Origin of the sequence: Erwinia magellanica (assembly GCF_039023495.1) — a bacterium.
Lineage (GTDB): Bacteria > Pseudomonadota > Gammaproteobacteria > Enterobacterales > Enterobacteriaceae > Erwinia.
This window is the reverse complement of the sequence record NZ_JBCHVC010000010.1, coordinates 1-22,570: the sequence shown is the minus strand read 5'-3', so window position 1 is coordinate 22,570 and position 22,570 is coordinate 1. Positions and strand designations below refer to the sequence as shown.

Sequence of the window (22,570 nt, the reverse complement as noted above, 5' to 3'; positions counted from 1 at the left end):
AGTATAGCATTCATTCCGCTTCGGCGCGGCAGAGGGCAACGGTATCCTCAATCAGCCGGCGTGCTACCGTTCCGGCTGGCGGCAAGTGCGGCAGGGCATCAAAGCGATACCAGCCCGCATCCAGCAGCTCTTTCGGGTCGATCTGGATCTCGCCGCTGTCATAATCGGCCATAAAGGCCATCATCAGCGACTGCGGGAATGGCCAGGGCTGTGAAGAGACATAGCGCAAATTTTTCACTTTAATGCCGCTCTCTTCCATCACTTCACGCGCGACGGTCTCTTCCAGCGTCTCGCCAACTTCAACAAAACCTGCCAGTACCGTATAGATTCCGTTACGGTGTTTGGTGTGCTGGGCCAGCAAAATCTCTTCACCCCGGCGAATGGCAACAATGATGCAGGGGGCAATTTGCGGGTAGTAACGCTGGCGGCAATGCTGGCAAAGGCAGGCTCTTTCCGTTTTGCTGTGATGCATCTTATGGCCGCAGTAGCCGCACCATTTGTGGGATCGATAAAACTCCGCCAGCTGGATCCCTTTACCCGCCAGCTGGAAAAGCCCGACATCCTGGTCGAGGATCTGCCGTAAAGATCCCATCTCCTGGGGGCGGTTTTCACAGATCAGATAAACAGGATCCCCCTGCCACTCACCAAGCAAAGATCCTGTAGATCCCACCAGCCCATTTTCTTCTGCGTTACCGTAGGGTAATTGACCTTTGGGCAGCCAAAGTTTATGTTCATGACTGACAACCCACCAGCCAACGTCTAAGCTTGAAATCTCACGTTGCATAAATTTGCTCATCCTCAACATGCAGAATTTTGAAGTACTGGATTGGGGCTAGACAGAAATATTACTTACCTGGAGTCACACATGCTTAACCAGTTAGAAGTCCTTACCGCGCGCGTTGGCGGATGTAGCGACCTGGTAGACTTCTGTCTGCGCTCCCGCAGGCAGCTGCTGATTGCCTATTATCATCTGGTTGGCATCAAGCCTAACAAGGAATCGCTGACTACGCTCGACGAAAACGCACTGGACAATTTCTGCCAGGGCCTGGTCGATTATCTTTCCACTGGCCATTTCACCGTCTACGAACGCTTTATCGAAGAGTTGGAAGGCAGCGAGCAGCTGGCTAAAGCGGCGATTATCTACCCTTCGCTACAGGCCAACACTGAAACAATTATGCGGGTTTACGACACGCATCTGGAAGGCGCTATCGACCATGATAACTGTCTGGAATTCCAGAACGCCCTGTCTGAAGTCGGGGAAGCCCTGGAAGCCCGCTTTACGCTGGAAGATAAGTTTATTCAGCTGGCGCTGGAAAAAAGCGCAGATAAACCGGTAGCCGCTAACGATGGCGCGCTGGCTCGTCCGGCGTAAACGTTATCAGTTTGTAAAAGCCTTGTAGTTTTAAAAAAGCCCCTCTATGCTGAAGGGGCACTACAAGGTGAGGTTACTTTTTCACCAACCCTGTTTTGTCGGACGCGTGAGTCCGGCAAAATTCTTCTTGTCGGAGTGCCCTTAGGGGCTGAGACCGTTTATTCGGGATCCGCGGAACCTGATCAGGTTAGTACCTGCGAAGGGAACAAGAGTAAACATTCAGTGACGGTGTGGATCCGTACGTTTTCACACCCTGCGCTTACTCCTCCGAACTCCAGGCAAGCACATTCCCTTTTTTCAGGAACGCGCTATGTCTACCAGTAAAAAACCAACCCGTCGTGAACAGCGTGCAGAAGCACAGCAATTTATCGATTCCCTTCAGGGCACCGCCTTCCCTGACTCCAGACGTATCTGGCTAAACGGATCGCGCGAAGATATTCGCGTACCGATGCGCGAGATCCAGCTCAGCCCGACCCAAACCGGCGGCAGCAAAGATAAGCCCCTGTTCGAAGCCAACGAGCCGGTGCCGGTGTATGACACCGCTGGCCCCTATGGCGATCCTGAAGCGAAAATTGATGTACACCGCGGGCTGGCCCGTTTGCGTCAGGCGTGGATTAACGAACGCGGTGACACGCAACCCATCGGGCAGCTCAGTTCTGTTTATACACAGCAACGGCTGGCGGATGAAGGGCTGGATCATCTTCGTTTTGAACATCTTCCCCACCCTCGCAAGGCGCTGGCTGGCCGCTGCGTCACCCAACTTCATTACGCTCGTCTGGGTATCATCACGCCGGAGATGGAATTTATTGCTCTGCGCGAAAATATGGGGCGCGAACGCATCCGTGGCGAGGTGCTGTTACAACAGCATCCCGGCAACAGCTTTGGTGCCAGCCTGCCCGAAAATATCACCCCTGAGTTTGTTCGTCAGGAAGTGGCCGCCGGACGCGCCATTATCCCCGCCAATATCAACCACCCGGAATCTGAGCCGATGATTATCGGCCGTAATTTTCTGGTGAAAATCAACGCCAATATCGGTAATTCCGCCGTCAGCTCCTCTATCGAAGAGGAGGTGGAGAAGCTGGTGTGGTCAGCGCGCTGGGGTGCCGACACGGTGATGGATCTCTCTACTGGCCGGAATATTCACGAGACTCGCGAATGGATATTGCGTAACAGTCCGGTACCCATTGGCACCGTCCCGATCTATCAGGCGCTGGAAAAGGTGAATGGCGTGGCGGAAAATCTCACCTGGGAGATCTTCCGCGACACGCTGCTGGAGCAGGCTGAACAGGGGGTGGACTACTTCACCATCCACGCTGGTGTCCTGCTGCGCTATGTCCCGATGACCGCAAAGCGCCTGACCGGGATTGTTTCACGCGGCGGCTCGATCATGGCGAAATGGTGCCTTTCGCATCATAAAGAGAGTTTCCTGTATGAGCACTTCCGCGAGATCTGCGAGCTGTGCGCAGCCTATGACGTTTCGCTGTCGCTGGGCGATGGTCTGCGTCCCGGCTCTGTTCAGGACGCCAACGACGAGGCGCAATTTGCGGAGCTGCATACCCTGGGCGAACTGACCAAAATCGCCTGGGAGTATGACGTGCAGGTGATGATTGAAGGCCCTGGTCACGTGCCGATGCAGATGATCCGCCGCAACATGACAGAACAGCTGAAGCATTGTCATGAAGCGCCCTTCTATACCCTTGGCCCGCTGACTACGGATATCGCGCCGGGCTACGATCACATCACCTCTGGTATTGGTGCCGCCATGATTGGCTGGTTTGGCTGCGCCATGCTCTGTTACGTCACGCCAAAAGAGCATCTGGGTCTGCCCAACAAAGAAGATGTTAAGCAGGGGCTGATTACCTACAAGATCGCTGCACATGCTGCGGATCTGGCGAAAGGGCATCCTGGTGCACAGATCCGCGATAACGCCATGTCGAAAGCCCGTTTCGAATTCCGCTGGGAAGATCAGTTCAATCTGGCGCTCGATCCCCATACGGCGCGAGCGTACCACGACGAGACGCTGCCGCAGGAATCGGGCAAGGTGGCCCATTTTTGCTCCATGTGCGGGCCTAAATTCTGTTCAATGAAGATTACCCAGGAGGTGCGTGATTATGCCGCCAGCCTGGAGGCAAAAGCGCAGCCGATTGAGGTCGGTATGGCCGAAATGTCCGAAGCCTTCCGCACGCGCGGCGGTGAACTCTATCATCCTGCCGACGCGCTGATTCGGGAGGATAAAGCATGAGCCGTGGCCCCTTTCCTGCAACAGCCGCGCGGCTTGGTCTCTACCCGGTGGTGGAAACTGTGGCATGGCTTGAACGCCTGCTGGATGCTGGCGTGCGTACGCTGCAACTTCGTATTAAAGATCTTCCGGAAACGGCGGTAGAGCAGACTATCGCGCACGCAGTAGCGCTGGGCAAAGGTTATCAGGCCCGCCTGTTTATCAATGATTACTGGCGTTCAGCCATTAAATATCAGGCTTATGGCGTGCATCTGGGTCAGGAGGACCTGGATGTGGCGGATCTGGATGCGGTGCACCGCGCGGGCTTACGTCTCGGCCTCTCCACGCATGACGATGCAGAGCTGGATCGCGCCCTGGCAGAGCAACCTTCCTATATCGCACTGGGGCATGTGTTCCCGACGCAGACCAAAGTCATGCCCTCGTCACCTCAGGGACTAAGTGAGCTGCAACGCCATCTCTTACGTTTGCAGGGTATCTCTACCGTAGCAATTGGCGGAATCAGCCTGGAAAGGGCACCGCAGGTGCTGGCCACCGGCGTGGGCAGTATCGCCGTGGTCAGCGCTATCACCCAGGCCGCTGACTGGCGGGCGGCAACAGCCGCCTTGCTGGCGCTGGCCGGAACGGGAGGTGAAGCCGATGTTAAGTGACAGCGATTTTCTCCGTTACAGCCGCCAGCTGCTGCTGGAAGAGTTTGCTCTGGATGCTCAGCAAAAGCTTCAGGAGGCCAGCGTACTGATTGTAGGTCTTGGCGGATTAGGTTCCCCGGCGGCGCTCTATCTGGCGGCAGCGGGCGTCGGCAAGCTGGTGCTGGCGGATGACGACACCTTGCATATCAGTAATCTTCAGCGACAGATCCTGTTTCGCACCGCTGAAACCGGGCAGCCTAAAGTCGCGCTGGCGAAAAAGCATTTGCAGGCACTCAATCCGCAGGTGGAATTTATTGCGCTGGAACGCCGGATGACCGCAGCCACGTTGCAGGAAACCGTAGAGTGGGTCGATCTGGTGCTGGACTGTAGCGACAACATGGAAACTCGCCATGCCATCAATGCCGCCTGCGTAAAGAGCGCCACACCGTTAATCAGTGCCAGTGCGGTGGGGTTCGGCGGCCAGCTGCTGGTTCTTACGCCGCCGTTTGCGCAGGGCTGCTACCGCTGCCTGTGGCCTGATCAGGCAGAGCCGCAGCGAAACTGCCGCAATGCCGGCGTGCTGGGGCCGGTGGTGGGGGTCATGGGCACCTTACAGGCATTAGAAGCCTTGAAAATGCTGGCGGGTCACCCTTCCCCGCTGGACGGTAAGCTGCGGCTTTTTGACGGGCGGCAGCAAACCTGGCGGACATTAAACCTGGAGCGCAGCACGAGCTGCCCGGTGTGTGGAGAGCACGATGCAGATCGTTGTGAATGATGAGTCTGTGACGCTGGAAGGTTCTGTGATGCTGACTGAACTACTGGAGCGTCTTTCCCACAGCCAGCCCGGCATTGCGCTGGCGGTAAACCAACAGATTATTCCGCGCGATCGCTGGGCGGAATATATTTTACAGGAGGGCGATGAGCTGGTGATTTTCCAGGCTATCGCCGGAGGCTGATATGCTGCAAATTGCTGATAAAACCTTTACCTCTCGCCTGTTCACCGGCACGGGGAAATTCTCCAGCCCCCGACTGATGCTGGAAGCTTTAAGGGAATCGGGTAGCCAGCTGGTAACAATGGCGATGAAACGCGTGGATTTGCGTGGCGGCGATGACGCTATTCTTCGTCCTTTACAGGAGCTGGGGGTCGATCTGCTGCCAAATACTTCCGGCGCTAAAACGGCTGAAGAGGCGATTTTCGCCGCCCGTCTCGCCCGTGAAGCTCTGGGAACTCACTGGCTGAAGCTGGAAATCCATCCTGACATGCGTTACCTGCTGCCCGATCCCATTGAGACGCTGAAAGCAGCTGAAATTCTGGTCAGAGAAGGCTTTACCGTGCTGCCCTACTGCCATGCCGATCCCGTTTTGTGTAAACGTCTGGAGGAGGCGGGTTGCGCAGCCGTGATGCCGCTGGGTGCGCCAATTGGCAGTAATCAGGGGCTTAAAACCCGCGATCTGCTGGCCATCATCATTGAGCAGGCGAACGTGCCGGTGATTGTTGATGCCGGTATCGGTGCGCCAAGCCATGCCAGTGAAGCATTGGAAATGGGCGCGGACGCGGTGCTGGTTAATACCGCTATCGCTTCCGCCCGGCATCCGGTGCAGATGGCCAGAGCCTTCAGGCTGGCCGTAGAAGCTGGCGCGCTGGCATACCGAAGCGGCCCCGGTTCGCCTGTGCAACAGGCCGTGCCCACCAGCCCGCTGACCCGTTTTTTGCAGGCGGGAGGTGAGGAATGAAAAGTTTTGTCTCTCAGTGGGAAAAGCTGGAATGGGATGACATTCGCCTGCGCATTCACAGTAAAACCTCAGCCGACGTTGAGGCTGCGCTGAATGCCGCCAAAGTGGGACGGGAAGAGCTGATGGCGCTGCTCTCTCCCGCTGCGATGCACTATCTTGAACCGCTGGCGCAAAAAGCGCAGCGGCTGACGCGCCAACGGTTCGGCCATGCCGTGAATCTGTTTGTGCCGCTCTATCTCTCTAACCTCTGCGCGAATGAGTGTACCTACTGCGGCTTTTCCATGAGTAATCGCATCAAGCGTAAAACGCTGGATGCCGCAGAGATTGCGCGCGAATGCGCAGCGATCCGCGCGTTGGGTTTTGACAACCTGCTGCTGGTGACCGGCGAACATCAGGCGAAAGTGGGTATGGCCTATTTTCGTGAACATCTCCCCGCTATTCGTCAGCATTTCAGCTCCCTGATGATGGAAGTGCAGCCGATGAGCGAAGCGGAATATGCCGAGCTGAAAAAGCTGGGGCTTGATGGCGTACTGGTTTATCAGGAGACCTATCATTCAACGGTCTACAGCCAGCACCATCTGAAGGGAAACAAACAGGACTTTTTCTTCCGGCTGGAGACGCCGGACAGGCTGGGGCGGGCGGGCGTCGATAAAATTGGTTTAGGTGCGCTGATTGGGCTTTCCGACAGCTGGCGTACCGACTGCTATATGATGGCGGAGCACCTGCTGTGGCTGCAAAAAACCTGGTGGCAGAGCCGCTACTCCGTGGCGTTTCCCCGACTGCGCCCCTGTGCAGGCGGCATCCAGCCCGCTTCTGAAATGGATGAAGCGCAGCTGGTACAGGTTATCTGTGCCTTCAGGTTATTTGCGCCAGAGGTGGAGCAGTCTCTTTCAACAAGAGAGTCACCGCAGTTCCGCGATAAAGTGGTTCCGTTGGCGATCAATACCCTCAGCGCCTTCTCGAAAACGCAGCCAGGCGGATATGCAGAGACGCAGAGAGAGCTTGAGCAGTTTTCCCCTCATGATAATCGCCATCCTCAGCAGGTTGCAGAAGCGTTGATCCAGGCGGGGATGCAGCCGGTATGGAAAGACTGGGATCGCTATCTGGGACGATAACAACAGAAACCAGCGAAGTAGCCCGCACGCTTATGCGCTAAATAAACCTTAAGCTGAACGCTCCGGCGCGCTCTCGCAGAGAGTTACGCCAGGAGTGGTTCTGCATTTTTAGCAAAGCCAGAGTGCTACTGTTCGCCCCTCAGGGTCAGTTTTCCTTCTCAATGCTGACCCTCTTTTCCTGCTCCATTACAGAGAGGGGCGCAGGCCTGGCGATACCACATTGCTCCATCGCTCTTTCCACCGCAGCGCCGAGGATCTCAAGCGCCCTGCCCGTTTTTTCCGTAAAGGGCTGGGCGTAACTCAGGCGCAAACAGTTACGGTATTTGCCGGAAGCGGAAAACAGCGAGCCGACCGCTACCTGTAATTTTGCTTCCCGCAGCTCTTTATTGAGCCGGACTGCATCAAACGCTTCAGGAAGTTCGATCCACATCAGGAAGCCGCCTTGTGGGCGCGTGACGCAAATCCCACAGGGAAAATAGTGCCGTACCCAGTGAGTAAAAATCTCCAGATTGCGCTGATAGTGTTGCCGCATCCGCCGCAGGTGTGCCGGGTAATGTCCCAATCGCACAAATTCTGCGGCAGCCATTTGCGTCTGGGTAGCCGTTGAACCGGTGACGATATATTTCATATGCAGAACGCGATCCAGATAGCGTCCCGGCACTACCCATCCCACCCGCAACCCTGGCGCCACCGTTTTGGAAAATGAGCTACAGAGCAGTACACGCCCCTCATCATCAAAGGACTTAATCGTGGAAGGCCTGGGATATTCATATGCCAGTTCGCCATAGACATCGTCTTCGACAATGGCCACGTCAAACCGCTGCGCCAGCGCCAGCAGCGCACGTTTGCGGGATTCCGGCATGATAAACCCCAACGGATTATTGCAGTTCGGCACCACCACCACCGCTTTTACCGGCCACTGCTCCAGTGCCAGTTCTAACGCTTCCAGGCTGATGCCGGTTTCTGAATCGGTGGGGATCTCAATCGCCTTAATACCAAAACCGCGCAGCGACTGCATGGTACCGTGAAAAGTGGGGGATTCCACAGCCACAATGTCGCCCGGCTGGCATACCGCCCGAATAGAGACAGAGAGAGCCTCATGACAACCGGTAGTGATGACAATATCTTCAGGGAGCAGATGGCATCCACCATCTATTGCCAGCCGGGCAATTTGTTCGCGCAGTTCAGGCACACCATAAATATTGTCATAGTTCAGCATTCGAATATCCTGCTGATGACCTATCCGGCTCATGATCTTCCAGAGCGGTTTAAGCGTTGGCTGATTCAGATCGGGCATGCCGCTACCCAGTTGCTGCACATCGTCTTCCTGCCTGGCATTCAGCAGCTCAAGCACCGCATCCCACTGCGTAATTTCCACAGGGCGTTGCGCAGGACGGGTAAGCGGAGGCACTGGCGGCTCGGCTTTATGAGGCGTGACAAAATAGCCGGAACGGGGCTGCGGCGTGATCAGCCTTCGCTCTTCCAGCAGGTGATAAGCCTGCTGGACGGTACTGATGCTGACGCCATGTTCGCTACTGAGCGTCCTGACTGAGGGCAGGCGTTCACCGCTCAGGTAGAGGCCTTGCTCAATCCGCTGCGCCAGCAGATCCGCCAGATGTTGGTACCTTGTCATGTATGCTCCCCACCAGCCATTAATCCCGGAAACCAGTACAGATTTCCACGGAAATCACCATTCAGAACCACTATCCGCCAATCTGTATGTTAAATAAAGGTGATTTTTGAATCTGTATTGATCTGTTCGTTCCGCGCAAACTAACGCTATACACAGTTGAGGAGAACAGTATGGAATTTAATGAAAACCGGGCTGCGCGGCCTTTTGCAGCATCACCCTTTCATCTGATCTACAGGTTGCCTTACAGGTTGTGGAAAGCGTGGTACGCCAGAAAGATTACCAAAAGGATCCTGAGCAGATTAAGTCCGGCTCAGCTGAAGGATATCGGTCTGACCCGACAGGATGTGGAGCGTTATAAGTAAAGCGGGGAAGCGGCACGGTTGCCGGGCGAAATAACTCCCTGCTGGTGAGCAAAGGCTTGGGTCGGCAGGATAATTAACTGCCCTGAGCGGAGGCCTGGCTCAACCCGCTGCATGGCCGGAACAGATAAAGTCAGGATGGCGTTGAGCGGTGCCCGGCGCCATCCTGCTTAACAGAGCCTTTCTTCAGGGAGAAATAAAGAAAGCTGATAAGGGATTAATTTCCGCGATAAGTTGAGTAGCCATACTGGCTCAATAACAGCGGAATATGGTAATGCTCGCCAGACTTTTCTACATGGAAAATAACCGGGATTTCCGGGAAGAAGGTCGGCTGACGCGTACTTTTGTAGTAGTCACCCGTTTTGAATACCACTTTGTAATCCCCTGCCGCCATCGACTTATTTGCCGGGTACAGTGCCGCTATACGGCCATTGCTGTCAGTCTTGCCTTCTGCCAGCTTTACCCAGCCCGCCTCAGAACGCTGTTCCAGCTCTACGCTGACTCCCGCAGTGGGAACGCCCGTTTGCAGATTGAGCACGTGGACGCTGACAGGATTTTTAGGCGCAGTAGTCTCAGCCGCACAGGCTGAAAGAGAGGCTGTCATCAGGGTGGCGGCAACCAGGGTCTTAACGGATTTCATTTTCATTGTTCTTCTCTCAAAGGTTAATTGCTAGCAAAATATAATATGATGATTAGCAATTAGCGAATCAGCACCGACAAATGTGAAATTTCCCAGATTACAGGCATAAAAAAACCGCTCCGGAGAGCGGTTTTTAACGTCAGGAGGTCAGCAACGATTAATCGTTGTTGCCACCCAGACCAGCGTTCAGCAGTTCTGCCAGGCTGGCAGAAGCTTCATCCGCAGTCACCTGAGGCACAACCGGCGTTTCGCCAGCTGCTTTACGGCGCATACGATCCTGATGATAAGCGTAACCGGTACCGGCTGGGATCAGACGGCCAACGATAACGTTCTCTTTCAGGCCGCGCAGTTCGTCGCGTTTGCCCGCAACGGCTGCTTCGGTCAGTACGCGCGTCGTTTCCTGGAACGATGCGGCAGAGATGAAGGATTCGGTCGCCAGTGATGCTTTGGTGATACCCAGCAGGTCGCGCATATAAGTTGCAGCGATTTTGCCGTTGGCTTCCAGTTCACGGTTAGAAATTTTAACGCGTGAGAACTCCACCTGCTCGCCGTCCAGGAAGTCAGTGCTTCCTGCGCTGGCGATGGTTGCTTTACGCAGCATCTGACGAACGATGACTTCGATGTGCTTATCGTTAATCTTAACGCCTTGCAGTCGGTAAACTTCCTGCACTTCGTTAGTGATGTAACGGGTCACCGCATGCACGCCACGCAGACGCAGAATGTCATGTGGAGACTCTGGGCCATCGGAAACCACGTCACCGCGCTCAACACGTTCACCTTCGAACACGTTCAGCTGACGCCATTTCGGAATCATCTCTTCGTAATGATCGCTGCCATCAATCGGGGTGATAACCAGACGACGTTTCCCTTTGGTTTCTTTACCGAAGGAAATGATGCCGCTGATTTCAGCCAGGATTGCCGGCTCTTTCGGACGACGGGCTTCGAACAGGTCAGCAACGCGTGGCAGACCACCGGTGATGTCCTTGGTACCGCCAGATTCCTGCGGAACACGAGCCAGGGTATCACCCGAGCTGATCTTGATACCATCTTCCAGCTGCACAATCGCTTTACCTGGCAGGAAGTACTGAGCAGGCATATCGGAGCCTGGGATCATTACGTCATTACCGTTGGCATCAACAATTTTCAGCGCCGGACGCAGATCTTTACCACCAGCAGTACGTTCCGCACTGTCCAGGATCACCAGAGAAGAGAGACCGGTCAGGTCATCCGTCTGGCGGGTAATGGTCTGGCCGTCAATCATGTCAGTGAAGCGAATATAACCGCTCACTTCGGTGATAACCGGCATGGTATGCGGATCCCAGTTTGCTACGGTTTCGCCCGCTGCAACCTGCTCGCCGTCACCTTTCGCCATGGTAGAACCGTAAGGAACTTTATAGCTCTCTTTGGTCCGGCCAAATTCGTCGATCATCTTCAGCTCGGTGTTACGTGAAGTAACGACCAGCTTGCCAGCGGAGTTGGTTACCGACTTGGCGTTGATCAGCTTCAGCGTACCCTTGTTTTTCACCTGGATGCTGGATTCAGCAGCCGCACGAGATGCCGCACCACCGATGTGGAACGTACGCATCGTCAGCTGTGTACCCGGCTCACCGATGGACTGTGCTGCGATAACGCCGATGGCCTCACCTTTGTTGATGATGTGACCACGTGCCAGATCGCGTCCATAACAGTGGGCGCACACGCCGAAGTCAGTTTCGCAACTTACTACGGAGCGAACTTTCAGGCTGTCAACAGAGTGCTCTTCCAACAGGTCACACTGCTGTTCGTGCAGCAGGGTGTTGCGTGGCAGCAGAATGTCGGCAGTACCCGGCTTCAGCACGTCTTCTGCGGTCACACGACCCAGAACACGTTCGCGCAGTGGCTCTTTAACATCGCCACCCTCGATAACCGGCGTCATCATGATACCTTCATGGGTACCACAATCGTCTTCGGTCACCACCAGATCCTGTGCCACGTCAACCAGACGACGGGTCAGGTAACCGGAGTTCGCGGTTTTCAGTGCGGTATCCGCAAGACCTTTACGAGCACCGTGCGTGGAGATGAAGTACTGGAGTACGTTCAGACCTTCACGGAAGTTCGCGGTAATTGGCGTCTCGATGATTGAGCCATCTGGCTTAGCCATCAGACCACGCATACCGGCCAGCTGACGAATCTGTGCAGCAGAACCACGCGCACCGGAGTCAGCCATCATAAAGATGCTGTTGAAGGAAACCTGACGCTCTTCCACACCATCGCGGTTAATCACGAGTTCGGTAGAAAGGTTTTCCATCATCGCTTTAGCAACGCGTTCGTTGGCCGCAGCCCAGATATCGATCACTTTGTTATAGCGTTCGCCAGCGGTAACCAGACCAGACTGGAACTGCTCCTGAATCTCAGCTACTTCCGCTTCCGCTTCAGAGATGATTTCCACTTTCTTGGCCGGGATAACCATGTCGTCGATACCTACAGACGCACCAGAGCGCGCAGCGTAGGCGAAACCGGTGTACATGGTCTGGTCAGCAAAGATAACGGTCGGCTTCAGGCCCAGGATGCGGTAACAGGTGTTCAGCATCTTGGAGATAGCTTTCTTGCCCAGCGCCTGGTTCACGATAGAGTACGGCAGACCTTTCGGCACGATCATCCAGAGGATGGCGCGGCCAACGGTGGTATCGATGATGCTGGTTTTAGCAACCCACTCATCCTGCTCATTCTTTTCGTGCTCGGTGATACGCACTTTCACGCGAGCGTGCAGAGAGGCCAGACCGGCGCGATAAATACGCTCCGCTTCTTTAGGGCCAGTCAGCACCATGCCTTCGCCTTTGGCGTTAACACAGTCGCGGGTCATGTAGTAAAGACCCAGTACAACGTCCTGAGAAGGAACGATGATTGGCTCACCGTTCGCTGGCGACAGGATGTTGTTGGTAGACATCATCAGCGCACGCGCTTCCAGCTGGGCTTCCAGCGTCAGCGGTACGTGAACAGCCATCTGGTCACCATCGAAGTCGGCGTTATAAGCCGCACAAACCAGCGGGTGCAGCTGGATAGCTTTACCTTCGATCAGCACAGGCTCAAAGGCCTGGATACCCAGACGGTGCAGCGTTGGTGCACGGTTCAGCAGCACCGGGTGTTCGCGGATCACTTCGTCCAGGATATCCCAAACGACAGCTTCTTCACGCTCAACCATTTTCTTGGCGGCTTTAATGGTGGTAGCAAGACCACGCAGTTCCAGCTTGCCGTAGATAAACGGTTTGAACAGCTCCAGCGCCATTTTCTTCGGCAGACCACACTGGTGCAGACGCAGGTATGGACCCACGGTGATAACGGAACGACCAGAGTAGTCGACACGTTTACCCAGCAAGTTCTGACGGAAACGACCCTGTTTACCTTTGATCATATCGGCCAAAGATTTCAGAGGACGCTTGTTAGAACCGGTGATCGCACGACCGCGACGGCCGTTATCCAGCAGCGCATCGACCGCTTCCTGAAGCATACGTTTTTCGTTACGTACGATGATATCTGGCGCAGCCAGATCCAGCAGGCGCTTCAGACGGTTGTTACGGTTGATAACGCGACGATAGAGATCGTTCAGATCGCTTGTTGCGAAACGACCGCCGTCCAGCGGCACCAGCGGACGCAGATCCGGTGGCAACACAGGCAGCACGGTAAGGATCATCCACTCTGGCTTGTTACCAGACTGAACAAACGCTTCCAGCAGCTTGATACGCTTGGTCAGCTTTTTGCGTTTGGTTTCGGAGTTAGTTTCGGTCAGCTCTTCACGCAGCTGCTCGCACTCCTGCTCCAGATCCATGTTTTTCAACAGGGCCTGGATCGCTTCCGCACCCATCTTCGCGTCGAACTCATCACCAAACTCTTCCAGCGCATCCAGATACTGCTCTTCAGTCAGGATCTGACGACGCTCGAGGTTGGTCATACCGCCTTCGACAACCACATAAGATTCGAAGTACAGCACGCGTTCGATGTCACGCAGTGGCATATCCAGCAGCAAACCGATGCGCGAAGGCAGCGATTTCAGGAACCAGATGTGCGCAGTCGGTGAAGCCAGCTCAATGTGGCCCATACGCTCACGGCGAACTTTAGTCTGTGTAACTTCAACGCCACACTTCTCACAGATCACACCGCGGTGCTTCAGGCGCTTGTACTTACCGCACAGGCACTCATAGTCTTTTACTGGCCCGAAAATACGCGCACAGAAAAGGCCGTCACGTTCTGGTTTGAACGTACGGTAATTAATGGTTTCCGGCTTTTTAACTTCACCAAAAGACCAGGAACGGATCATGTCTGGCGAGGCCAGAGCAATTTTGATCGCATCAAACTCTTCGGTCTTAGTTTGCGCTTTCAGAAACTTAAGTAAGTCTTTCACGGATTAGCTCCCGTCGGAGTGAGACTTCTCAGCACGCCCGGGGCCGGGCGTGCTGTAACCAGTACAAATTCGAGTGCTTACTCGTCTTCAAGCTCGATGTTAATACCCAGCGAGCGGATCTCTTTCAACAGTACGTTGAAGGATTCCGGCATGCCCGGTTCCATCTGATGGTTGCCGTCAACGATGTTTTTATACATCTTGGTACGGCCATTCACGTCATCAGACTTCACGGTCAGCATTTCCTGTAGGGTATAAGCGGCACCGTATGCTTCCAGTGCCCACACTTCCATCTCACCGAAGCGCTGTCCACCGAACTGCGCCTTACCACCCAGCGGCTGCTGAGTAACGAGGCTGTAAGAGCCGGTAGAACGTGCATGCATCTTGTCATCCACTAAGTGGTTGAGTTTCAGCATGTACATGTAGCCAACGGTAACCTGACGTTCGAACTGTTCGCCTGTACGACCATCAAACAGCGTGATCTGACCGGAAGAAGGCAGGCCGCCGAGCTGTAACAGCTCTTTGATTTCGCTCTCTTTCGCGCCGTCAAACACCGGTGTGGCGATTGGCATCCCTTTCTTCAGGTTTTCAGCCAGACGCAGCACTTCATCGTCGGTGAACGTGTTCAGGTCGACTTTCTGACGCACATCGGTGCCCAGATCGTACGCGCGCTGAATAAACTCACGCAGCTTAGACACTTCTTCCTGCTTCTTAAGCATAGCGTTGATCTTCTCGCCAATGCCTTTCGCAGCCATACCCAGGTGGGTTTCAAGAATCTGTCCAATGTTCATACGTGAAGGTACGCCCAGCGGGTTCAGTACGATGTCGACCGGCGTACCGTGCTCATCGTATGGCATATCTTCGATCGGGTTGATCTTGGAGATAACACCTTTGTTCCCGTGACGACCTGCCATTTTGTCACCAGGCTGGATCTGACGCTTAACGGCCAGATACACTTTCACGATTTTCAGCACGCCAGGTGCCAGGTCATCGCCCTGAGTGATTTTACGGCGCTTCGCTTCAAGTTTTTTCTCAAACTCGTGCTTCAGCTCATCGTACTGCTCTGCCAGCTGCTCCAGCTGGTTTTGCTTCTCTTCGTCGGTCAGGCCGAGTTCCAGCCAGCGCTCGCGTGGCAGCTTGTCCAGTTTCTCCGCTTCAACGCCACCTGCAACCAGCAGGTAGTTGATACGGCTGAACAGGCCAGCTTCGAGGATCTGCAATTCTTCAGACAGGTCTTTCTTCGCCTGCTTCAGCTGCATCTCTTCGATTTCCAGCGCGCGCTTGTCTTTTTCCACGCCATCGCGGGTGAAGACCTGCACGTCAATAACGGTACCAGACACGCCGTTTGGTACGCGCAGAGAAGAGTCTTTAACGTCAGACGCTTTCTCACCGAAGATCGCACGCAGTAACTTCTCTTCTGGCGTCAGCTGGGTTTCACCTTTCGGCGTTACCTTACCTACCAGAATGTCACCACCGGTCACTTCAGCACCGATATAGACGATACCGGACTCATCCAGTTTGGAGAGTGCAGCTTCACCCACGTTAGGGATGTCAGCCGTAATCTCTTCTGGCCCCAGCTTGGTGTCGCGAGACACGCACGCCAGTTCCTGAATGTGGATAGTGGTGAAGCGATCTTCCTGTACCACGCGCTCGGAGACCAAAATGGAGTCTTCGAAGTTGTAGCCGTTCCACGGCATGAACGCGACGCGCATGTTCTGACCCAGTGCCAGTTCACCGAGATCCGTTGAAGGACCATCAGCCAGCACGTCACCACGTTCAATTGGTTCACCCAGGTTCACACATGGCATCTGGTTGATGCAGGTGTTCTGGTTAGAACGGGTGTATTTGGTCAGGTTATAAATGTCGATACCCGCTTCGCCCGGATACATTTCGTCTTCGTTAACTTTGATAACGATACGGGATGCATCAACGTACTGAACGGTACCACCACGTTTCGCTACGGCTGTAACACCGGAGTCTACCGCTACCGCGCGTTCCATACCGGTACCAACCAGCGGCTTATCAGCGCGCAGAGTTGGAACCGCCTGACGTTGCATGTTTGCACCCATCAATGCGCGGTTGGCGTCATCGTGCTCCAGGAACGGGATCAGTGACGCACCGACAGAAACCACCTGCTGGGTGGAAACGTCCATGTAGTCAACCTGATCGCGGCTGAACAGGCTCGATTCGCCTTTGCTACGGCAGGTCACCAGATCGTCTACGAAGTGACCTTCGTCGTCGAGGTTGGTGTTCGCCTGAGCGATAACGTAGTTACCCTCTTCAATAGCAGAGAGGTAATGAATTTCGTCGGTCACCACGCCGTCAATAACACGACGGTACGGCGTTTCAAGGAAACCATACTCGTTGGTCTGCGCATACACAGACAAGGAGTTGATCAGACCGATGTTTGGACCTTCTGGCGTTTCGATAGGGCACACGCGACCGTAATGCGTCGGGTGAACGTCTCGAACTTCAAAGCCTGCACGCTCACGCGTCAGACCGCCAGGGCCGAGTGCAGAGATACGACGTTTGTGCGTAATCTCAGACAGCGGATTGTTCTGGTCCATAAACTGAGACAGCTGGCTGGAACCAAAGAACTCTTTCACTGCCGCAGAGATTGGCTTGGCGTTGATCATATCCTGAGGCATCAGGGTATCCAGATCGCCCAGAGACAGACGCTCTTTCACCGCACGCTCAACACGGACCAGACCTACACGGAACTGGTTTTCCGCCATTTCGCCAACGGAACGGATACGACGGTTGCCGAGGTGGTCGATATCATCCACTTCACCAATACCGTTACGGATACCGATAAGCTTACGCATCACTTCAATGATGTCGTCTTTGCTCAGGATACCGGAACCTTCAATCTCGTCACGCAGCAGAGAACGGTTGAACTTCATACGGCCAACCGCAGAGAGATCGTAGCGGTCTTCAGAGAAGAACAGGTTCTCGAACAGGTTTTCCGCTGCTTCACGCGTTGGCGGCTCGCCAGGACGCATCATGCGATAGATCTCAACCAGTGCGCTCAGGCGATCGCTGGTTGGGTCGACGCGGATTGTCTCGGAGATATAGGCACCGTGATCCAGATCGTTGGTGAACAGCGTCTCAATACGCTTGTGACCGGACTGGCTCAGCTTAGCCAACAGATCCAGCGACAGCTCCATGTTCGCAGCAACAATCAACTCACCGGTATTCTCGTCAATGTAGTCTTTACCTACTACTTTGCCGGCGATGTATTCAACAGGAACTTCGATGTGCTCAACGCCATCTTTTTCCAGCTGACGGATATGACGTGCAGTAATACGACGGCCTTTCTCAACGTAAACAGTACCGTTGGATTCGATATCGAAAGAGGCAGTCTCACCGCGCAGGCGCTCAGGAACCAGTTCCATTTGCAGCTTGTTGTCGCGGATCTCATACACGATCTTCTCAAAGAACAGGTCAAGGATCTGCTCTGTGGTGTAGTTCAGGGCACGCAGAATGATGGTCGCAGGCAATTTACGGCGACGGTCAATACGAACGAACAGGTTGTCTTTCGGATCGAACTCAAAGTCCAACCATGAACCACGGTAAGGAATAATACGTGCGTTATAAAGCACTTTACCCGATGAGTGGGTTTTACCCTTATCGCTGTCGAAGAAGACACCAGGACTACGATGCAGCTGAGAAACGATAACCCTTTCTGTACCGTTGATCACAAAGGTACCGTTATCGGTCATGAGTGGAATTTCACCCATGTAAACTTCTTGCTCTTTGATGTCCTTAACGGTGCCTTCCGGCGCTTCGCGCTCGTAGATCACCAGACGCAGTTTAACGCGCAGGGGTGCAGAGAACGTGACGCCACGAATCTGACACTCTTTCACATCAAAGACAGGTTCGCCTAAACGGTAGCTGACATATTGCAGCTCTGAATTACCGCTATAGCTTTGGATCGGAAATACGGAACGGAAAGCAGCTTCCAGACCATATTGACCTTCCGGATCTTGCTCGATGAACTTCTGGAACGAGTCAAGCTGGATAGAAAGGAGATATGGAATGTCCAGAACTTGTGGACGTTTTCCAAAATCCTTACGGATGCGTTTTTTCTCGGTATAGGAGTAAACCATAGGGTTCCTCAGCTCGCTGAAAAGTAGAACCTCTCTGTCCGTTCAGGGGGGACAGTTCATGCAACACTATTTTGAGACGCGGAAAGAAGACTCCCCTTCCGTAATACCTCTTTCTATCACTCTTAAATCATTTCGTTGCTGGAACAGTGCAGAGATAGCCGCTGTAGGAGAGCAATATATTAAGTCGCCGATAGAGAAAGATATTAAGCAAATCAATGACTAAACAGTGTGAAACGTCATTGACGCTATAGAGCGCAAAAAGGCTGGTGACCGAAAAGTCACCAGCCATCAGCCTAAAAGACTAGGCTGCAACCTGAAAGGTTGGCTTATTTAACTTCAACTTCTGCGCCAGCTTCTTCCAGTGCTTTTTTCAGTGCTTCTGCGTCGTCTTTGCTGATGCCTTCTTTCAGGGCAGCAGGTGCAGACTCAACCAGGTCTTTAGCTTCTTTCAGGCCCAGACCAGTTGCGCCACGTACTGCTTTGATCACGGCAACTTTGTTAGCGCCGATAGCTTTCAGTACAACGTCAAACTCGGTTTTTTCTTCTACAGCTTCAGCAGCAGCAGCAGGACCTGCAACAGCAGCAGCAGCTGAAACGCCGAATTTTTCTTCCATAGCGGAGATCAGTTCAACGATTTCCATTACAGACAGGGCGGCAACGCCTTCGATGATTTGTTCTTTAGTGATAGACATTTTAAAATGTTCCTGAATTCAGTGTAGATAAAGGTTACGTAAGCAAGAGTCGGAAAAGAAAGGCTTAAGCTTAAGCAGCTTCAGTTTCTTTCTGATCGCGGACTGCAGCCAGAGTGCGAACCAGTTTGCCGGCAGCGGCTTCTTTCATGGTTGCCATCAGGCGTGCGATTGCTTCATCGTAAGTAGGCAGAGTTGCCAGGCGGTCGATCTGAGCCGCACTGATTAACTCACCTTCAAAGGCCGCAGCTTTGACCTCAAATTTTGCATTCGCTTTCGCGAACTCTTTGAACAGACGAGCAGCAGCGCCCGGGTGTTCCATAGAGTATGCAATCAAGGTCGGACCGACGAACGTGTCTTTCAGGACCTCAAACTGAGTTCCTTCAACGACGCGGCGCAGCAAGGTGTTACGAACAACACGCATGTAAACGCCAGCTTCACGACCTGCTTTACGCAGTTCAGTCATTTTGCCTACTGGTACGCCACGAGAATCCGCAACTACCGCAGACAGCGCGCCTTTGGCTACTTCGCTGACTTCAGCAACAATCGCTTGTTTGTCTTGAAGATTTAAGGCCATTAGCTTGTGCTCCTGGATTTTGCCGGAGATGAATTTCTCCGGAACTCACTTCACCTGGCCGAAGCCAGGCGCTTAAACACGGTGAGCAGAATCCAGCAAAGACTATAAAAATATTCTTCAGGTTCTGTCACCGTCTACGCAGGAGATTAAGCCTCTTACGAGACACCTGCGGTCTTGGACGGAGGCCTGGATAAGGCCAGGCTCCAACCGAAAATTCTGGTTCCGCGGTTAACGGAACAACGGGCGTAAGATTCTAATGGAAACTTGCGCCCGCGTAAAGCAGATTAGTTTGCTACAGCGTTCAGGCCAGCCTGATCAACCGCAACACCTGCACCCATAGTGGTGGACAGGCTAACTTTCTTGATGAAAACGCCTTTCGCCTGAGAAGGTTTTGCTTTTTTCAGCGCAACCAGCAGGGATTCCAGGTTTTCTTTCAGTTTATCTGCATCGAAATCAACCTTACCGATAGTGGTATGGATGATGCCGTTTTTGTCGTTACGGTAACGAACCTGACCCGCTTTAGCGTTCTTAACCGCTTCAGCAACGTTAGGGGTTACGGTACCCACTTTCGGGTTAGGCATCAGACCGCGTGGGCCAAGTACCTGACCCAGCTGGCCAACAACGCGCATGGCATCTGGAGATGCGATAACTACGTCGAAGTTCATTTCGCCTTTTTTGATCTGGTCAGCCAGATCTTCCATACCTACCAGCTCAGCGCCTGCAGCTTTAGCAGCTTCAGCGTTTGCGCCCTGGGCAAATACGGCAACGCGAACGGAACGGCCAGTACCGTGTGGCAGTACAGTTGCACCGCGAACGTTCTGGTCAGATTTACGAGCATCAATGCCCAGGTTTACAGCTACGTCAACGCTTTCAACGAACTTGGCAGTAGCCAGTTCTTTCAGCAGAGCTACAGCTTCGTTGATGTCATACTGTTTAGTTGCATCAACTTTGTCACGGATCACGCGCATGCGCTTGGTCAGCTTAGCCATTTCTTAGTCCTCTACTACCAGGCCCATGGAACGAGCAGTACCTTCAATTGAGCGAGCCATCGCTTCAATATCAGCACCAGTCATATCAGAAGCTTTGGTTTCTGCGATTTCACGTACCTGAGCACGCGTAACTTTACCTACTTTGTCTTTGTTCGGCTTGCCGGAACCAGACTTGATACCAGCCGCTTTCTTCAGCAGGATTGGTGCTGGAGGCGTTTTGGTAATGAAGGTGAAAGAACGGTCAGAATAAACGGTAATCACTACTGGAGTAGGCAGGCCTTTTTCCAGGGATTCTGTTTTGGCGTTAAACGCTTTACAGAATTCCATGATGTTAACACCCTGCTGACCCAGAGCCGGACCTACTGGAGGACTCGGGTTTGCCATACCGGCTGCAACTTGCAGCTTGACGTAGGCTTGTACTTTCTTAGCCATGATAATTCCTCTATTGGGTTCAGACGCTCCGTAAAGAGCTCCCCGTAATTAATATTCACGCGCTGAAAACAGCGCATAAAAACAAAAGGCGCGAAATTGTAGGGCAATTTCGCGCCTCTCGCAACTGATATTCAGCCACAAAGCTCAAATTTTGATCGGGTCACTGCCTGAACATTGAACCTGTGTGCCTTGTTATCAGCCTTTTTCCACTTGTCCAAAGTCCAGCTCAACCGGCGTTGCACGCCCAAAGATTGAAACGGAGACTTTCAGGCGGCTTTTTTCATAATCCACTTCTTCCACCACACCATTGAAGTCTGCGAAAGGACCGTCACTAACACGGACCATTTCACCAGGTTCAAACATGGTTTTAGGACGTGGCTTATCACCTACCTGTTGCAGGCGGTTCATGATCGCATCGACTTCTTTATCGCTGATAGGTGCCGGACGATCGGAGGTGCCGCCAATGAATCCCATGACACGCGGCACGCTGCGCACTAAGTGCCAGCTTGCATCGTTCATAACCATCTGGACAAGAACATAGCCTGGGAAGAACTTGCGCTCGCTTTTACGACGCTGACCACCACGGATTTCCACCACTTCTTCGGTTGGAACCATGACTTCGCCAAAAAGCTCTTCCATGTTATGTAATTTGATATGCTCACGCAGCGATTGTGCTACGCGGCCTTCGAAACCGGAAAACGCCTGAACGACGTACCAGCGCTGTTTTGGAGCTTCAGACATCTCAGAACCTCAGGCCAGTGATAAACGATACCAGACGAACCAGAATACCATCCAGTCCCCACAAAATCAGTGACATCACGGCAGTTACCGCGGCAACGATTAACGTGGTATGCAACGTTTCCTGACGAGTCGGCCAGATGACCTTACGAACTTCGGTGCGCGCTTCACGAGCAAACGCCAGTGTTGCTTTACCTTTCGTCGTCAGCAGCGCAATGCCACCGGCTACTGCAATCAGGATAACGACGGCCAGCGCGCGCAGCGGCAGCGTGACTTCACGATAATAGTAGTTGCCTACGATGGCCACGATCAGCAGCAATGCTACAACTAACCATTTACCCGCTTCCAGGCCACGCCCGCTCCCTTGAGCTTCGGTATTAGCACTCATAAACCAACCTGCCACAATAAATCAGAAACTGTTTTACCCGTAAAACAGGGCAACCAAGCCGAGAAGGCTATGAGGCGAAACTCGGCATATAACGCCATGCTACAGAGCCTGCCTCAGCAATGATTATGGTTGAAAATCACTGATGAGCCAGGTTCTATGTTACAGCGTGCAAAAAGGGCATCAAATGATGCCCTTTTAAAGTGCGTTGCGTCAAATATTATCAGCGATTAAGCGATAACTTTAGCAACAACGCCCGCACCAACAGTACGGCCGCCTTCACGGATTGCGAAACGCAGACCGTCATCCATCGCGATTGGGTGGATCAGGGTAACAACCATCTGAATGTTGTCACCAGGCATGACCATCTCAACACCTTCTGGCAGTTCGATGGTACCGGTCACGTCAGTTGTACGGAAGTAGAACTGAGGACGGTAGCCTTTGAAGAACGGAGTATGACGGCCGCCTTCGTCTTTAGACAGAATATAAACTTCTGACTCGAACTTGGTGTGTGGCTTGATTGAACCTGGCTTAGCCAGAACCTGGCCACGCTGGATC

The 22,570-nt window shown here is 53.5% G+C and carries 20 protein-coding genes and 1 riboswitch; of the genes, 8 read left to right on the top strand and 12 right to left on the bottom strand.

The features are described 5' to 3' along the window. Nucleotides 1-10: 10 nt before the first annotated feature. The gene (gene nudC / locus AAH450_RS20790; RefSeq protein ID WP_342911885.1) at nucleotides 11-784 is read right to left on the bottom strand and encodes an NAD(+) diphosphatase; all 774 of its coding nucleotides are present in this window, start codon (nucleotides 782-784) and stop codon (nucleotides 11-13) included. Between the two features lie 81 nt (nucleotides 785-865). Here nudC and rsd point away from each other — a divergent pair, with 81 nt between their 5' ends. The 7 genes from rsd (at nucleotide 866) to thiH (ending at nucleotide 7,086) form a co-directional block, all read left to right on the top strand. Beyond that, nucleotides 866-1,372 (top strand): sigma D regulator, encoded by a 507-nt coding sequence (rsd, locus tag AAH450_RS20785; RefSeq protein WP_342911884.1) that lies wholly within the window; start codon nucleotides 866-868, stop codon nucleotides 1,370-1,372. A 121-nt stretch (nucleotides 1,373-1,493) separates the two neighbouring features. Continuing rightward, a riboswitch (TPP riboswitch) is annotated at nucleotides 1,494-1,594 on the top strand. An 88-nt stretch (nucleotides 1,595-1,682) separates the two neighbouring features. Next, complete coding sequence (gene thiC, locus AAH450_RS20780) at nucleotides 1,683-3,614, top strand: phosphomethylpyrimidine synthase ThiC (RefSeq protein ID WP_342911883.1); 1,932 nt, start codon at nucleotides 1,683-1,685, stop codon at nucleotides 3,612-3,614. Further along, nucleotides 3,611-4,258, top strand: a complete 648-nt coding sequence (gene thiE, locus AAH450_RS20775; protein ID WP_342911882.1) for a thiamine phosphate synthase — start codon at nucleotides 3,611-3,613, stop codon at nucleotides 4,256-4,258. The genes thiC and thiE overlap by 4 nt, the downstream gene beginning before the upstream one ends. Then, nucleotides 4,248-5,012 carry a HesA/MoeB/ThiF family protein gene (locus AAH450_RS20770; protein WP_342911892.1) on the top strand — a complete coding sequence of 255 codons (765 nt, stop codon included), beginning with the start codon at nucleotides 4,248-4,250 and terminating at the stop codon, nucleotides 5,010-5,012. The genes thiE and AAH450_RS20770 overlap by 11 nt, the downstream gene beginning before the upstream one ends. Then, complete coding sequence (thiS, locus tag AAH450_RS20765) at nucleotides 4,993-5,193, top strand: sulfur carrier protein ThiS (protein ID WP_342911881.1); 201 nt, start codon at nucleotides 4,993-4,995, stop codon at nucleotides 5,191-5,193. The genes AAH450_RS20770 and thiS overlap by 20 nt, the downstream gene beginning before the upstream one ends. Nucleotide 5,194: 1 nt before the next feature. Further along, nucleotides 5,195-5,971 (top strand): thiazole synthase, encoded by a 777-nt coding sequence (locus tag AAH450_RS20760; protein ID WP_342911880.1) that lies wholly within the window; start codon nucleotides 5,195-5,197, stop codon nucleotides 5,969-5,971. Then, complete coding sequence (thiH, locus tag AAH450_RS20755; protein ID WP_342911879.1) at nucleotides 5,968-7,086, top strand: 2-iminoacetate synthase ThiH; 1,119 nt, start codon at nucleotides 5,968-5,970, stop codon at nucleotides 7,084-7,086. Before AAH450_RS20760 ends, thiH begins: the two co-directional genes overlap by 4 nt. 145 nt (nucleotides 7,087-7,231) lie before the next feature. Here thiH and AAH450_RS20750 read toward each other — a convergent pair whose 3' ends face one another. Further along, entirely contained in the window at nucleotides 7,232-8,719 is a 1,488-nt protein-coding gene (locus tag AAH450_RS20750) for an aminotransferase-like domain-containing protein (protein WP_342911878.1), read from the bottom strand. Between the two features lie 170 nt (nucleotides 8,720-8,889). On the opposite strand from AAH450_RS20750, the gene AAH450_RS20745 reads away from it, so the two are divergent. Continuing rightward, nucleotides 8,890-9,081 carry a DUF1127 domain-containing protein gene (locus tag AAH450_RS20745; protein WP_342911877.1) on the top strand — a complete coding sequence of 64 codons (192 nt, stop codon included), beginning with the start codon at nucleotides 8,890-8,892 and terminating at the stop codon, nucleotides 9,079-9,081. 214 nt (nucleotides 9,082-9,295) lie between these two features. On the opposite strand, the gene uraH is transcribed toward AAH450_RS20745, so the two are convergent. The 10 genes from uraH to AAH450_RS20695 all read right to left on the bottom strand — a co-directional run. Beyond that, nucleotides 9,296-9,718, bottom strand: coding sequence for a hydroxyisourate hydrolase (gene uraH / locus AAH450_RS20740; RefSeq protein ID WP_342911876.1), 423 nt, complete (start codon nucleotides 9,716-9,718; stop codon nucleotides 9,296-9,298). Between the two features lie 157 nt (nucleotides 9,719-9,875). Next, nucleotides 9,876-14,096, bottom strand: a complete 4,221-nt coding sequence (gene rpoC, locus AAH450_RS20735) for a DNA-directed RNA polymerase subunit beta' (RefSeq protein WP_318792301.1) — start codon at nucleotides 14,094-14,096, stop codon at nucleotides 9,876-9,878. Between the two features lie 77 nt (nucleotides 14,097-14,173). Continuing rightward, nucleotides 14,174-18,202 carry a DNA-directed RNA polymerase subunit beta gene (rpoB, locus tag AAH450_RS20730; protein WP_342911875.1) on the bottom strand — a complete coding sequence of 1,343 codons (4,029 nt, stop codon included), beginning with the start codon at nucleotides 18,200-18,202 and terminating at the stop codon, nucleotides 14,174-14,176. 326 nt (nucleotides 18,203-18,528) lie between these two features. Beyond that, complete coding sequence (gene rplL, locus AAH450_RS20725) at nucleotides 18,529-18,894, bottom strand: 50S ribosomal protein L7/L12 (protein WP_024966036.1); 366 nt, start codon at nucleotides 18,892-18,894, stop codon at nucleotides 18,529-18,531. A gap of 70 nt (nucleotides 18,895-18,964) precedes the next feature. After that, a complete protein-coding gene (gene rplJ, locus AAH450_RS20720; protein WP_306208803.1) occupies nucleotides 18,965-19,468 on the bottom strand; it encodes a 50S ribosomal protein L10 in 504 nt (167 codons plus the stop codon). A gap of 284 nt (nucleotides 19,469-19,752) precedes the next feature. Continuing rightward, a complete protein-coding gene (gene rplA / locus AAH450_RS20715; RefSeq protein WP_306208805.1) occupies nucleotides 19,753-20,457 on the bottom strand; it encodes a 50S ribosomal protein L1 in 705 nt (234 codons plus the stop codon). Nucleotides 20,458-20,460: 3 nt separating this feature from the next. After that, a complete protein-coding gene (gene rplK, locus AAH450_RS20710) occupies nucleotides 20,461-20,889 on the bottom strand; it encodes a 50S ribosomal protein L11 (RefSeq protein ID WP_306208807.1) in 429 nt (142 codons plus the stop codon). A 195-nt stretch (nucleotides 20,890-21,084) separates the two neighbouring features. Next, nucleotides 21,085-21,630 (bottom strand): transcription termination/antitermination protein NusG, encoded by a 546-nt coding sequence (gene nusG / locus AAH450_RS20705; protein ID WP_342911874.1) that lies wholly within the window; start codon nucleotides 21,628-21,630, stop codon nucleotides 21,085-21,087. Between the two features lies 1 nt (nucleotide 21,631). Further along, nucleotides 21,632-22,015 carry a preprotein translocase subunit SecE gene (gene secE, locus AAH450_RS20700; RefSeq protein WP_318792298.1) on the bottom strand — a complete coding sequence of 128 codons (384 nt, stop codon included), beginning with the start codon at nucleotides 22,013-22,015 and terminating at the stop codon, nucleotides 21,632-21,634. A 227-nt stretch (nucleotides 22,016-22,242) separates the two neighbouring features. Next, nucleotides 22,243-22,570: EF-Tu C-terminal domain-related protein (locus tag AAH450_RS20695; protein ID WP_463322752.1), on the bottom strand; the 328-nt coding region annotated here is incomplete at its 5' end.

What these genes read in the sequence shown, in the direction of transcription:
- rplL (WP_024966036.1), bottom strand. Translation starts at nt 18,894, where the DNA reads ATGTCTATCACTAAAGAACAAATCATCGAAGGCGTTGCCGCCCTGTCT.
- rplA (WP_306208805.1), bottom strand. Translation starts at nt 20,457, where the DNA reads ATGGCTAAGCTGACCAAGCGCATGCGCGTGATCCGTGACAAAGTTGAT.
- secE (WP_318792298.1), bottom strand. Translation starts at nt 22,015, where the DNA reads ATGAGTGCTAATACCGAAGCTCAAGGGAGCGGGCGTGGCCTGGAAGCG.
- thiS (WP_342911881.1), top strand. Translation starts at nt 4,993, where the DNA reads ATGCAGATCGTTGTGAATGATGAGTCTGTGACGCTGGAAGGTTCTGTG.
- rplK (WP_306208807.1), bottom strand. Translation starts at nt 20,889, where the DNA reads ATGGCTAAGAAAGTACAAGCCTACGTCAAGCTGCAAGTTGCAGCCGGT.
- nusG (WP_342911874.1), bottom strand. Translation starts at nt 21,630, where the DNA reads ATGTCTGAAGCTCCAAAACAGCGCTGGTACGTCGTTCAGGCGTTTTCC.
- thiE (WP_342911882.1), top strand. Translation starts at nt 3,611, where the DNA reads ATGAGCCGTGGCCCCTTTCCTGCAACAGCCGCGCGGCTTGGTCTCTAC.
- thiC (WP_342911883.1), top strand. Translation starts at nt 1,683, where the DNA reads ATGTCTACCAGTAAAAAACCAACCCGTCGTGAACAGCGTGCAGAAGCA.
- thiH (WP_342911879.1), top strand. Translation starts at nt 5,968, where the DNA reads ATGAAAAGTTTTGTCTCTCAGTGGGAAAAGCTGGAATGGGATGACATT.
- nudC (WP_342911885.1), bottom strand. Translation starts at nt 784, where the DNA reads ATGCAACGTGAGATTTCAAGCTTAGACGTTGGCTGGTGGGTTGTCAGT.
- AAH450_RS20745 (WP_342911877.1), top strand. Translation starts at nt 8,890, where the DNA reads ATGGAATTTAATGAAAACCGGGCTGCGCGGCCTTTTGCAGCATCACCC.
- rplJ (WP_306208803.1), bottom strand. Translation starts at nt 19,468, where the DNA reads ATGGCCTTAAATCTTCAAGACAAACAAGCGATTGTTGCTGAAGTCAGC.
- rpoB (WP_342911875.1), bottom strand. Translation starts at nt 18,202, where the DNA reads ATGGTTTACTCCTATACCGAGAAAAAACGCATCCGTAAGGATTTTGGA.
- uraH (WP_342911876.1), bottom strand. Translation starts at nt 9,718, where the DNA reads ATGAAATCCGTTAAGACCCTGGTTGCCGCCACCCTGATGACAGCCTCT.
- AAH450_RS20750 (WP_342911878.1), bottom strand. Translation starts at nt 8,719, where the DNA reads ATGACAAGGTACCAACATCTGGCGGATCTGCTGGCGCAGCGGATTGAG.
- AAH450_RS20770 (WP_342911892.1), top strand. Translation starts at nt 4,248, where the DNA reads ATGTTAAGTGACAGCGATTTTCTCCGTTACAGCCGCCAGCTGCTGCTG.
- AAH450_RS20760 (WP_342911880.1), top strand. Translation starts at nt 5,195, where the DNA reads ATGCTGCAAATTGCTGATAAAACCTTTACCTCTCGCCTGTTCACCGGC.
- rsd (WP_342911884.1), top strand. Translation starts at nt 866, where the DNA reads ATGCTTAACCAGTTAGAAGTCCTTACCGCGCGCGTTGGCGGATGTAGC.